This window comes from Pseudomonas sp. Pf153, from assembly GCF_001269775.1.
GTDB lineage: Bacteria > Pseudomonadota > Gammaproteobacteria > Pseudomonadales > Pseudomonadaceae > Aquipseudomonas > Aquipseudomonas uvaldensis.
In genome coordinates this window covers 972160-983961 of record NZ_LHVL01000030.1, presented here as the reverse complement: position 1 = coordinate 983961, position 11802 = coordinate 972160, and the positions used below count along the sequence as shown (strand labels likewise).

Annotated in this window: 11 protein-coding genes; 9 read left to right on the top strand and 2 right to left on the bottom strand. The window is 59.3% G+C overall.

What is annotated here, in order from left to right:
- Positions 1-42 precede the first annotated feature (42 nt).
- The 7 genes from AD666_RS25530 to AD666_RS25500 all read left to right on the top strand — a co-directional run bounded on the left by AD666_RS25530 (position 43) and on the right by AD666_RS25500 (position 8501).
- Positions 43-480 (top strand): hypothetical protein, encoded by a 438-nt coding sequence (locus AD666_RS25530; protein WP_053158705.1) that lies wholly within the window; start codon positions 43-45, stop codon positions 478-480.
- Between the two features lie 500 nt (positions 481-980).
- Positions 981-3128 carry a fatty acid oxidation complex subunit alpha FadB gene (fadB, locus tag AD666_RS25525; RefSeq protein ID WP_053158702.1) on the top strand — a complete coding sequence of 716 codons (2148 nt, stop codon included), beginning with the start codon at positions 981-983 and terminating at the stop codon, positions 3126-3128.
- Between the two features lie 30 nt (positions 3129-3158).
- Entirely contained in the window at positions 3159-4334 is a 1176-nt protein-coding gene (fadA, locus tag AD666_RS25520) for an acetyl-CoA C-acyltransferase FadA (protein WP_053158700.1), read from the top strand.
- A gap of 98 nt (positions 4335-4432) precedes the next feature.
- The gene (locus AD666_RS25515) at positions 4433-4669 is read left to right on the top strand and encodes a DUF1653 domain-containing protein (RefSeq protein WP_053158697.1); all 237 of its coding nucleotides are present in this window, start codon (positions 4433-4435) and stop codon (positions 4667-4669) included.
- A 115-nt stretch (positions 4670-4784) separates the two neighbouring features.
- On the top strand, positions 4785-7394 hold the full coding sequence (topA, locus tag AD666_RS25510; protein WP_053158694.1) for a type I DNA topoisomerase: 2610 nt from the start codon (positions 4785-4787) through the stop codon (positions 7392-7394).
- Between the two features lie 242 nt (positions 7395-7636).
- Positions 7637-8161, top strand: a complete 525-nt coding sequence (locus tag AD666_RS25505; protein WP_053158895.1) for a DUF6586 family protein — start codon at positions 7637-7639, stop codon at positions 8159-8161.
- 106 nt (positions 8162-8267) lie between these two features.
- A complete protein-coding gene (locus tag AD666_RS25500) occupies positions 8268-8501 on the top strand; it encodes a hypothetical protein (protein WP_053158690.1) in 234 nt (77 codons plus the stop codon).
- A gap of 73 nt (positions 8502-8574) precedes the next feature.
- On the opposite strand, the gene sulA is transcribed toward AD666_RS25500, so the two are convergent.
- Positions 8575-9048, bottom strand: a complete 474-nt coding sequence (gene sulA / locus AD666_RS25495) for an SOS-induced cell division inhibitor SulA (protein WP_053158686.1) — start codon at positions 9046-9048, stop codon at positions 8575-8577.
- An 11-nt stretch (positions 9049-9059) separates the two neighbouring features.
- Complete coding sequence (gene lexA / locus AD666_RS25490) at positions 9060-9668, bottom strand: transcriptional repressor LexA (RefSeq protein ID WP_053158679.1); 609 nt, start codon at positions 9666-9668, stop codon at positions 9060-9062.
- A 241-nt stretch (positions 9669-9909) separates the two neighbouring features.
- On the opposite strand from lexA, the gene AD666_RS25485 reads away from it, so the two are divergent.
- The gene (locus AD666_RS25485; RefSeq protein ID WP_053158676.1) at positions 9910-10617 is read left to right on the top strand and encodes a TetR/AcrR family transcriptional regulator; all 708 of its coding nucleotides are present in this window, start codon (positions 9910-9912) and stop codon (positions 10615-10617) included.
- Between the two features lie 163 nt (positions 10618-10780).
- Positions 10781-11779, top strand: coding sequence for a beta-N-acetylhexosaminidase (gene nagZ, locus AD666_RS25480; protein ID WP_172679676.1), 999 nt, complete (start codon positions 10781-10783; stop codon positions 11777-11779).
- Positions 11780-11802: the final 23 nt, after the last annotated feature.

Here is an 11802-nt window from a genome sequence, read left to right as displayed (position 1 = left end):
GCGACATGGGTCAATGGCCCATCAGAATTCGGGAGTACAGATATGACGGTCTGGATAGTGGTGTCAATCATTCTGGTGGTGTTGAGCCCCTTGGCATGGTTGCGCCCGTCCCGTGTACAAAATGGTCGCATGGCCTTGCGCATGGAGGCGCGTCGCCTTGGCCTGGCCATGCAATTGGCTCCACAGCAATGGCCGCACTGGCTCGATCCGCAACCGCCGAACCCCTGTGCGCAGTACTATCGGCCCCGGCGTGGCAAGCAACCGGACACCTGGAGTTACTGGCAAAGCGCACCGGGGGTCTGGGTCAACCAATGGCGGGAAGCCTGCCAGGATGAGTCGCTGCTCGTTCATCTGAGCAAGTTGCCGGCCAACGTCTACAAAATCGAGGCTGACGGGCAGATGATTGCCTTGTTCTGGGGTGAAAAAGGCGAAGCCACTGTATTGCAGGACATTTCCGACGTGCTCAAGGCTTGCGCCTGAACCCTGATCCGAACCATAAAAAAGCCCGACAGTCTCATCGGGCGGGTTGGCCAGGCAGGCCGGTAACCAGGGGCTATTTGGGCGTTCGTTCGTAACGCCTTTCTCGAAGATTTTTCAAAAGCACTGTCGCCAGCATAGCCGGTTGAATTCATTGCGCCCGGAATTAGGGCGACTTTTCTAATTATTGATCTTATGAATGGCCTTTCATGCGGCGCCGTGTTGCGGATCCGTGCGGTACGGAAATGACCGTAAAGTCGCGCTCAAGCCCTTGTTTAGGGCGATTGACAATTGTCGGAATTTCCGTGAAGGTGACGTACCCAAATCAAACGGGCGTATGAATTGAGCGTTTGTATTTTCCGAACGGTCCTACAGAAACCCGACTATCGCGTTGACGGGTGTGCCTGGCGGATTGGCGTAGCATCGACGGTAAACGTCAATGCCGAACCAGTGGTCAGCGTCCAACGTGTACTGTTCAGCTTCCATATCGTGGAGATCAGTTGATGATTTACGAAGGTAAAGCCATCACGGTTAAGGCTCTTGAAAGCGGCATCGTCGAACTGAAATTCGACCTCAAGGGTGAGTCCGTCAACAAGTTCAACCGTCTAACCCTGAATGAATTGCGTCAGGCCGTGGACACTATCAAGGCAGATGCTTCGATCAAAGGTGTGATCGTCAGCAGTGGCAAGGACGTGTTCATCGTCGGCGCCGACATCACCGAGTTCGTCGACAACTTCAAGCTGCCCGATGCCGAACTGATCGCTGGCAACCTCGAAGCCAACCGTATCTTCAGCGACTTCGAAGACCTCAACGTTCCGACCGTGGCGGCCATCAACGGTATCGCCCTGGGGGGCGGGCTGGAAATGTGCCTGGCGGCGGATTATCGCGTCATGTCGACGTCGGCCAAGATTGGTCTGCCCGAAGTCAAATTGGGGATCTACCCCGGCTTCGGCGGCACCGTGCGCCTGCCACGCCTGATTGGTGTCGACAATGCCATTGAGTGGATTGCCGCCGGCAAGGAAAACCGTGCCGAAGACGCGCTCAAAGTGGGTGCCGTGGATGCCGTGGTCGAGCCTGGCAAACTCCAGGACGCCGCCCTCGAACTGATCAAGCGTGCCATCAGCGGTGAGTTCGATCACAAGGCCAAGCGCCAGCCAAAACTGGAAAAGCTCAAGCTCAACGCCATCGAACAGATGATGGCCTTCGAAACCGCCAAAGGTTTCGTGGCCGGTCAGGCGGGCCCGAACTACCCGGCGCCGGTCGAAGCGATCAAGACTATCCAGAAAGCCGCGAACTTTGGTCGCGACAAGGCCCTGGAAGCCGAGGCCGCCGGCTTCGTCAAGTTGGCCAAGACCTCTGCGGCACAAAGCCTGATCGGTCTGTTCCTCAATGACCAGGAACTGAAGAAAAAGGCCAAGGCCTACGACGAAATCGCCCGTGACGTGAAGCAGGCCGCCGTGTTGGGCGCGGGCATCATGGGCGGTGGTATCGCTTATCAGTCGGCGTCCAAAGGCACGCCGATCCTGATGAAAGACATCAATGAACACGGTATCGAGCAGGGGCTGGCCGAAGCCGCCAAGCTGCTGGTGGGGCGCGTCGAGAAAGGTCGCATGACCGCGGCGAAGATGGCCGAAGTGCTCAACGGCATTCGCCCGACCCTGTCCTATGGCGACTTTGGCCATGTCGACCTGGTGGTCGAAGCGGTCGTCGAGAATCCGAAGGTCAAGCAGGCGGTATTGGCTGAAGTCGAAGACAAGGTGAAGGAAGACACCATTCTGGCCTCCAACACCTCGACCATTTCCATTTCGCTGCTGGCCAAGGCCCTCAAGCGTCCGGAAAACTTCGTCGGCATGCACTTCTTCAACCCCGTGCACATGATGCCGCTGGTGGAAGTGATCCGTGGCGAGAAGTCCAGCGAACAGGCCATCGCTACCACCGTGGCCTACGCCAAGAAAATGGGCAAGAACCCGATCGTCGTCAACGATTGCCCGGGCTTTTTGGTCAATCGCGTGCTGTTCCCGTACTTCGGCGGTTTCGCCAAGTTGGTCAGCGCTGGCGTTGACTTCGTGCGTATCGACAAGATCATGGAAAAATTCGGTTGGCCGATGGGGCCGGCCTACCTGATGGACGTGGTCGGTATCGACACCGGTCACCATGGTCGCGATGTCATGGCCGAAGGTTTCCCGGACCGCATGAAGGACGACCGTCGCTCGGCCGTCGACGTGCTCTACGAAGCCAAGCGCCTGGGCCAGAAGAACGGCAAGGGCTTCTACGCCTACGAAACCGATAAGCGCGGCAAGCAGAAGAAAGTGGCCGACCCGTCGGTACTGGAAGTGCTCAAGCCGATCGTCTACGAGCAGCGCGAAGTCACCGATGAGGACATCATCAACTGGATGATGATCCCGTTGTGCCTGGAAACCGTGCGTTGCCTGGAAGACGGCATTGTCGAAACCGCCGCTGAAGCGGACATGGGTCTGGTCTACGGTATCGGTTTCCCTCCATTCCGTGGCGGTGCGCTGCGCTACATCGATTCGATCGGTGTTGCCCAGTTCGTTGCCCTGGCTGACCAGTACGCTGATCTGGGCGCGCTGTACCACCCCACCGAGAAGCTGCGTGAAATGGCCAAGAACGGCCAGAGCTTCTTCGGTTAAGCGCCCAACGACTAGAGCGAGAGAACATTTATGAGCTTGAATCCTAGAGACGTCGTGATCGTCGACTTCGGTCGTACGCCGATGGGCCGCTCCAAGGGCGGCATGCACCGCAACACCCGCGCCGAAGACATGTCGGCGCACCTGATCAGCAAGCTGCTGGAGCGCAACGTCAAGGTCGATCCGAATGAAGTCGAGGACGTGATCTGGGGCTGTGTCAACCAGACCCTGGAGCAGGGCTGGAACATTGCCCGCATGGCCTCGCTGATGACCCAGATTCCCCACACGTCGGCCGGCCAGACCGTCAGCCGCCTGTGCGGTTCGTCGATGAGCGCGCTGCACACCGCCGCCCAGGCAATCATGACCGGCAACGGCGACGTTTTCGTCGTCGGCGGCGTAGAGCACATGGGCCACGTGAGCATGATGCACGGTGTCGATCCGAACCCGCACATGTCTCTGTATGCGGCGAAAGCATCCGGCATGATGGGCCTCACCGCGGAAATGCTGGGCAAGATGCACGGCATCACCCGTGAGCAGCAGGACGCCTTTGGGGTGCGTTCCCACCAGCTCGCCCACAAGGCGACGGTGGAAGGCAAATTCAAGGACGAGATCATCCCGATGCAGGGTTACGACGAGAACGGCTTCCTGAAGCTGTTCGACTATGACGAAACCATCCGACCGGAAACCACCCTCGAAAGCCTGGCGACCCTCAAGCCGGCCTTCAACCCCAAAGGTGGTACCGTGACGGCCGGTACTTCGTCGCAGATCACCGACGGTGCTTCGTGCATGATCGTGATGTCGGCCCAGCGTGCCCAGGACCTGGGTATCCAGCCGATGGCGGTGATCCGGTCGATGGCGGTGGCGGGTGTGGACCCGGCGATCATGGGCTATGGTCCAGTACCGGCCACGCAAAAAGCCTTGAAGCGTGCCGGCCTGAGCATGGCCGATATCGACTTCATCGAGCTCAACGAAGCGTTCGCTGCACAGGCCCTGCCCGTGCTGAAAGATTTGAAAGTGCTCGACAAGATGGACGAGAAGGTTAACCTTCACGGCGGCGCGATCGCCCTGGGTCACCCGTTCGGTTGTTCCGGTGCGCGTATCTCCGGTACGTTGCTGAACGTCATGAAACAGAACGGCGGCACTTTCGGGGTGTCCACCATGTGCATTGGTCTCGGCCAAGGCATCGCCACTGTCTTCGAACGCGTCTAAGCGTTGCGGTGATGGAAGCCGGGGCCGAGTGCCCCGGTTTTTGTTTTTGTGGATTTATTTTGTTTTTATTTTGAAACGACTTGAGTGAGGGCCGAAGCATGCCGATACAACCAGGGCTCTACCAGCATTACAAAGGTCCGCAGTACCGCGTGTTCAGCATTGCGCGGCATTCCGAGACCGAGGAAGAAGTGGTCTTTTACCAGGCCCTGTATGGCGATTACGGCTTTTGGGTGCGCCCCTTGAGCATGTTTCAGGAGTCCGTCGAGGTTGACGGCGAACGGGTGCCGCGCTTTGCTTTGGTCCAGGCCGAGGAGAGCATTTTTTCAAAGCCATGAGGCCTGCATGCAGGAAACCCTGCGCTTGACCTCACCTTGCAGCCACTATATATAGCGGTGCCGCGTCAGGCGCCTACCGCCTTTCACTTTTTAGAATTCAGGAATTTTCCGATCCATGGGCAAATCGCTGGTCATTGTGGAATCCCCGGCTAAGGCCAAGACCATCAACAAGTATCTGGGCAACCAATACGTGGTGAAGTCGAGTATCGGCCATATCCGAGACCTGCCCACCAGCGGTTCGGCCAGCGCCAGCAAGGAGCCGGCCGCCAAGCGCGGCAAGACGGCTGGTGAAGCGCCGGCATTGTCGCCGAAAGAAAAGGCGCGCAAGCAGCTGGTCTCACGCATGGGCGTGGATCCGGAACACGGTTGGAAAGCCAAGTACGAGATCCTTCCGGGCAAGGAAAAGGTTATCGAAGAACTGCGTCGGCTCGCCAAGGACGCCGACACCATCTATCTCGCAACGGACTTGGACCGCGAAGGGGAAGCCATTGCCTGGCACCTGCGCGAAGCCATCGGTGGCGATGACAGCCGCTACAAGCGCGTGGTGTTCAACGAAATCACCAAGAAGGCCATCCAGGAAGCGTTCTCCGAGCCGGGCGAGCTGGACATCGCTCGTGTCAACGCTCAGCAGGCGCGTCGCTTTCTCGACCGCGTGGTGGGTTACATGGTCTCGCCCCTGCTGTGGGCAAAAATCGCCCGTGGCCTGTCGGCCGGTCGTGTGCAGTCGGTTGCGGTGAAGCTGGTGGTGGAGCGCGAGCGCGAGATCCGGGCGTTCATCCCCGAAGAGTACTGGGAAGTCCATGCGGACCTTGGCACTGCCAAGGGGGCGACCGTGCGTTTCGAAGTGGCTCGCGAAAAGGGCGAAGCCTTCAAGCCGCTCAACGAAGCCCAGGCCATGGCCGCACTGGAGAAGCTCAAGGCTTCTTCCTACAGCATCGTCAAGCGTGAAGACAAACCGACCAGCAGCAAGCCTTCGGCCCCGTTCATTACGTCCACGCTGCAACAAGCCGCGAGCAACCGCCTGGGCTTCGGCGTGAAGAAAACCATGATGATGGCCCAGCGTCTGTACGAAGCGGGCTACATCACTTACATGCGTACCGACTCGACCAACCTGTCGGCCGATGCCGTGGCGATGGCGCGCACTTACATCGAAAGCGAGTTCGGCAAGAAGTACCTGCCGGACACGCCAAATGTCTACAGCAGCAAGGAAGGCGCGCAAGAGGCTCACGAAGCGATTCGTCCGTCCGATGCCAACACCGAGCCGAGCAAGTTGTCGGGCATGGAGCGTGATGCGGAGCGTCTCTATGAGCTGATCTGGCGCCAGTTCCTGGCCTGCCAGATGCTGCCGGCGCAATACCTGTCGACTACCGTCAGTGTGGGGGCCGGTGACTTCGAGCTGCGCGCCAAGGGCCGCATCCTCAAGTTCGACGGCTACACTCGCGTCATGCCGCAAATTACCAAGCCAGGGGATGACGATGTCTTGCCGGACATGGCCCAGGGCGATGTGCTTAAGCTCATCAAACTCGATCCTACGCAGCACTTCACCAAGCCGCCGGCCCGTTACTCGGAAGCCAGTCTGGTCAAGGAAATGGAAAAGCGCGGTATCGGTCGCCCTTCGACTTACGCGGCGATCATTTCCACCATCCAGGATCGCGGCTACGTGGCGTTGCACAACCGTCGGTTCTATTCGGAAAAAATGGGCGACATCGTGACCGAGCGTCTGTCCGAAAGCTTCTCGAACCTGATGGACTACGGCTTTACCGCCGGTATGGAAGAGAATCTCGACGATGTGGCCCAGGGCGAGCGGGACTGGAAGAGCGTGCTCGACGAGTTTTACGGCGACTTCAAGAAAAAGCTCGAGGTGGCTGAAAGCGCTGACAATGGCATGCGGGCCAACCAGCCGGTCATGACCGACATTCCGTGTCAGACCTGCGGCCGTCCAATGCAGATCCGCACGGCATCGACCGGTGTTTTCCTTGGCTGCTCGGGCTATAGCCTGCCGCCCAAGGAGCGCTGCAAGGCGACGGTCAACCTGGTGCCGGGCGATGAAATCGCGGCGGACGACGAGGGCGAGTCGGAGTCTCTGGTGCTGCGCGGCAAGCATCGCTGCCCGATCTGCAGCACTGCGATGGATGCCTACCTGCTGGACGAAAAGCGCAAGCTGCATATCTGCGGTAACAACCCGGATTGCGCGGGGTATGAGATTGAGGAGGGCACTTATCGCATCAAAGGTTATGAGGGCCCGAGCCTGGAATGCGATAAGTGCGGTAGCGAGATGCAGCTCAAGACCGGCCGTTTCGGCAAGTTCTTCGGTTGCACCAACCCGACCTGCAAGAATACCCGCAAGCTGCTCAGGAGCGGCGATGCCGCACCACCGAAAATGGATCCGGTGAAGATGCCGGAGCTCAAGTGCGAGAAGGTCAACGACACCTATATCCTGCGTGACGGTGCATCTGGCCTGTTCCTGGCGGCCAGCCAATTCCCGAAGAATCGCGAAACCCGCGCGCCCCTGGTGATGGAACTGCTGCCCCACAAGGACGAAATCGATCCGAAGTACCATTTCCTCTGCGAAGCGCCGCAGAAGGATCCGGATGGGCGTCCGGCGGTGATTCGCTACAGCCGCAAGACCAAGGAGCAATACGTGCAGACCGAAGTCGATGGCAAGCCTACCGGTTGGAAGGCGTACTACGATGGCGGTAAATGGACGGTGGAAGACAAGCGTTGATCGAGGGTGGCAGGGCTTGTTCAGCGCCTGTCAGCCAGACAAAGAACTGTGGGAGCGAGCCTGCTCGCGAAGCGGTGGGTCAGTCAACCTCAATGCTGACTGTTTGCACCGTTATCGCGAGCAGGCTCGCTCCCACAGCACACCGCTTGTTCCTTTGGCCGTATTTGGCTTGCAGAGGTCTTGGTTGATCCACGACACTGTCGCACTTGCGTGAAGCTTTCATGTCGTTGGGAGATGCCGTCATGGCCCACGAGCTCTACACCCGCACCAACCAGAAAATCTATTTCGCCGGCTTGTCCCTTGAAGCGCTTGCCAGGGCAGAGGATGGGCGCGCAATCAATTCCCCGGCGTTGCTTCAGGCCGGGCGCGAGTCCGCATTATTTCATCTGTATGGGGCGTTATTGGGGTTGTGCCATGAAATTGCAGGCTTCTATCGACTGCCGCAGGCTAATGCCTCGCGGGCAGAGTTGCTGCTGACTCGGGAAGTGCTGCAAGACATTGCCATTCCTGAACTGGCCGAGATGATCGAGCTGGCTCAAAACCCGGAAACCTGGCTGGCCAAGTTGCTGGCGGCGCACGGGGCGCTGTTCCAGCCTCCACGGGCCCCGCGCAAGCCCAAGGGCGACGTGACCCAGCCGTTGATCATGGCGGTCAACCTGGACGAACAGGAGCCCGAGGAGGAGCTGAGTCGGGAGGAGCTGGAGAGCTGGCGCCAGAACCTCAAGAGCCTGGCGATTCGCTTCCGTGAAAGCTTGAACGAATGCTGAATACCGCTTGCGGCCGTCACGTTCACCGACAGCGCTTGGTCAAGATCCTGAGCGAAGCCTGGCCGATGACTATATAATCCTCGCCTTTCGTGGAGAACAGACTTTTATGCCTACGTCCTTTCTAGAAATTGTCGAACTTCCTGATGGCCGCATCGAGCTGCGCAGGGCTGAGGACGAGGGTTCCCTGGTTACCCTGAGTTTCTCCGAAGATGCCAAGGCGTTCCTGCAAGGCCAGCATGTCGAGGTCGCCAAGGCGATGTTAAGCGTGGGTGTCCAGATGGCAGGCCGCCTGGTTGAAGGCGAATTCAACAAGGAAGAAGGACCACGGGTTCTTCATTGATCCCGTCTGTCGGTTTTTTTGATAAATATTGCTTTCGGTCGGCTTCTCAATCCTCGAGAAGCCCGCGCTTGTCTCAGCCCAAACGAATATTCAAGCTTTGTGCGTCCCCGGTGCGGGCGGCGCTGATCAGCTGTTGCCGCGCTGTCGCGCTTAACGGGTTGAGCCAGCTGACCACCGTATGGCTGCGGCCCAGGCGCAACGCTTCGCACGTCAATTGATGAGCGCTCTGGGTGCCCCGTGGTTGCAGCAGCAGGATGCGTTCGCGATTAAGGCCCGCGTCCCGCAGCCAAGCTTGGGTAACGCTGGCCGGAGGCGCGATCAGCGTCAGCCAGCGAGCGTCCTGGTCCTGGCTCAGTTCTCGTAGGATCGGTGCCAGCAGATTCAGGCAGTTCCCGGCCGCACCACGCAGCGACAATTCACTGAAGGCCTCGGGCTCAACGCCCCAAGGGGACTCGATCACGTCCTTCAGGACTGGAGCCAAAGGCTGGGCCATGAATGCCTCGAACAGCGGGAGTTGCGTGTGCTGTGGTGTGAGAGGGAAATGCATAAAGCCTCCTTTTAGCGGCGAATGACGCCGACGCTCAAGCCTTCGATGACGAGGTCCTGTTCTTTCAGGTTCACTTCGATGGGGGCGAATTCGGGGTTTTCGGCGATCAGCCAGACCTTGCTGCCATCGCGCTTGAAACGTTTGACGGTGACTTCGTCACCGATACGCGCCACGACGATCTGGCCATTACGGGCTTCACGGGTGGTGTGAACAGCCAGCAGGTCGCCATCGAAGATGCCGATGTCCTTCATGCTCATGCCGTGGACGCGAAGGAGGTAGTCTGCTCGTGGATGGAAAAACGAAGGATTGATATTGCAGGATTCTTCAACATGCTGTTGGGCAAGAATCGGCGCTCCAGCCGCCACGCGGCCGATGATCGGCAGGGTGGTTTCGTCGGCTTTGGCTTCGAAGCCCGGGATGCGAATGCCGCGGGAGGCCCCCGGCGTCATTTCGATTGCGCCCTTGCGAGCGAGTGCCTTGAGGTGTTCTTCAGCCGCGTTGGGCGACTTGAAACCCAGTTCCTGAGCGATTTCCGCGCGGGTCGGTGGATAGCCGTTGTCTTCCAGGCAGCGTTTGATGAAGGCCAGAATCTCGGCTTGGCGTGGCGTCAGCTTTAGCATATTGATCGCTCTGTCTTTTTATACAGTGACTGGGATTATATACAGTGGGCGTCGCTTGGCAATCCTCCTTTTTTCGCGAGCCGCTGGACGGTCGATCGGACGGTTGCTTGCTGCATGGCTACAGCCCGCCGAAGGTGTGGTTAAATAGCTGACCGGTCGTTCGCAAAACGTCCCGCCAGGCTTGACAACCCCAGGGCTCGAAACGTATGTTTCAAACAAGTGTTTGTCAGGCGGAGTAGTCATGGCCCAGTCGGAAACCGTTGAACGTATTCTCGATGCTGCCGAGCAGTTGTTCGCGGAAAAAGGTTTCGCCGAAACCTCGTTGCGTCTGATTACCAGCAAGGCCGGGGTAAACCTGGCGGCGGTGAACTATCATTTCGGCTCGAAAAAAGCGCTGATCCAGGCGGTCTTTTCGCGATTCCTCGGACCTTTCTGTCTCAGCCTCGACCGCGAGCTGGAGCGTCGCCAGGCCAAGCCCGACGTCAAGCCTACCCTCGAAGAGCTACTGGAGATGCTGGTCGAGCAAGCGCTTGCCGTGCAGCCCCGCAGTGGTAACGATCTTTCCATTTTCATGCGCCTGCTGGGTCTGGCTTTCAGCCAGAGCCAGGGCCACCTGCGGCGTTACCTCGAAGACATGTACGGCAAGGTATTCCGTCGCTATATGTTGCTGGTCAACGAAGCGGCGCCGCGTATCCCGCCGATCGAGCTGTTCTGGCGCGTGCACTTCATGCTCGGCGCCGCCGCGTTCAGCATGTCCGGCATCAAGGCGTTGAGGGCGATCGCTGAAACCGATTTCGGCGTAAACACCTCGATTGAGCAGGTGATGCGCCTGATGGTGCCGTTCCTGGCCGCTGGCATGCGTGCCGAAAGCGGTGTCACCGACGATGCCATGGCCGCCGCACAGTTGCGTCCGCGCAGCAAAACGGCCCCGGCGCTCGCCAAGGCCTGAGGGTGGGCGTGGCGGTCTACATCCGCTAAGCTAGCCGCCCATGCCCACTTTCTTCCGAATCCACTCCATCCTTCATCGCACGACCGCGACAGCCGTCAGTCCGGTCCGTGCAACCGTGGTCGCGTGGGTTCATCGTTATTAAGGAAATGCTATGACTGCTGGCCTGCAAGGCTCGTTGATGGTGGACGTCGCCGGTACCTGGCTGACGGCCGAAGATCGCCACCTGTTGCGTCAGCCGGAAGTGGGCGGCCTGATCATTTTCGCTCGCAATATCGAGCATCCGCGGCAAGTGCGCGAATTGAGCGCGTCGATCCGCGCCATTCGTCCCGACCTTTTGCTGGCGGTCGACCAGGAGGGCGGACGTGTCCAGCGCTTGCGCCAAGGGTTTGTCCGCTTGCCGGCCATGCGGGCTATTGCTGACAATCCGAATGCCGAGTACCTGGCCGAGCAGTGCGGCTGGATCATGGCGACCGAGGTGCTGGCCGTTGGTCTCGACTTGAGTTTTGCCCCGGTGCTGGACCTCGATTATCAGCGCAGTGCAGTGGTGGGCAGCCGTGCCTTCGAAAGTGATCCGCAACGCGCCGCGTTGTTGGCTGGCGCGTTCATTCGCGGGATGAACGGGGCTGGTATGGCGGCGACCGGCAAGCATTTTCCTGGTCATGGCTGGGCAGAGGCCGACTCCCATGTGGCTATTCCCAACGACGAGCGCAGCCTCGAACAGATTCGCGCCAATGACCTGGTGCCCTTCGCCAGGTTGAGCAAGCAGTTGGCTGCGGTGATGCCTGCCCATGTCATTTATCCGCAGGTAGATGCGAATCCGGCGGGATTTTCCCGGCGTTGGTTGCAGGACATCCTGCGGGGCGAATTGCAATTCGACGGCGTGATCTTCAGTGACGACCTGTCGATGGCCGGTGCCCATGTGGTCGGCGATGCCGCCAGTCGTATCGAGGCTGCATTGTCGGCTGGTTGCGACATGGGCCTGGTCTGCAACGACCGTGCTGCCGCGGAGTTGGCCTTGAGCGCTGCCCAGCGCCTGAAGGTCAAGCCGTCGGCCCGGATCGCACGAATGCGCGGCCAGGCGTTCGCCACCACCGAGTACCGCCAGGATCCGCGCTGGCTAAAGGCCGTCGGTGCGTTGAAAGCTGCGCAGTTGATCGATTAGGGCGCTGTTCGATGGCTGTTGCA

Coding starts and splice junctions, on each gene's coding strand:
- AD666_RS25530 (WP_053158705.1), top strand. CDS start 43: ATGACGGTCTGGATAGTGGTGTCAATCATTCTGGTGGTGTTGAGCCCC.
- fadB (WP_053158702.1), top strand. CDS start 981: ATGATTTACGAAGGTAAAGCCATCACGGTTAAGGCTCTTGAAAGCGGC.
- fadA (WP_053158700.1), top strand. CDS start 3,159: ATGAGCTTGAATCCTAGAGACGTCGTGATCGTCGACTTCGGTCGTACG.
- AD666_RS25515 (WP_053158697.1), top strand. CDS start 4,433: ATGCCGATACAACCAGGGCTCTACCAGCATTACAAAGGTCCGCAGTAC.
- topA (WP_053158694.1), top strand. CDS start 4,785: ATGGGCAAATCGCTGGTCATTGTGGAATCCCCGGCTAAGGCCAAGACC.
- AD666_RS25505 (WP_053158895.1), top strand. CDS start 7,637: ATGGCCCACGAGCTCTACACCCGCACCAACCAGAAAATCTATTTCGCC.
- AD666_RS25500 (WP_053158690.1), top strand. CDS start 8,268: ATGCCTACGTCCTTTCTAGAAATTGTCGAACTTCCTGATGGCCGCATC.
- sulA (WP_053158686.1), bottom strand. CDS start 9,048: ATGCATTTCCCTCTCACACCACAGCACACGCAACTCCCGCTGTTCGAG.
- lexA (WP_053158679.1), bottom strand. CDS start 9,668: ATGCTAAAGCTGACGCCACGCCAAGCCGAGATTCTGGCCTTCATCAAA.
- AD666_RS25485 (WP_053158676.1), top strand. CDS start 9,910: ATGGCCCAGTCGGAAACCGTTGAACGTATTCTCGATGCTGCCGAGCAG.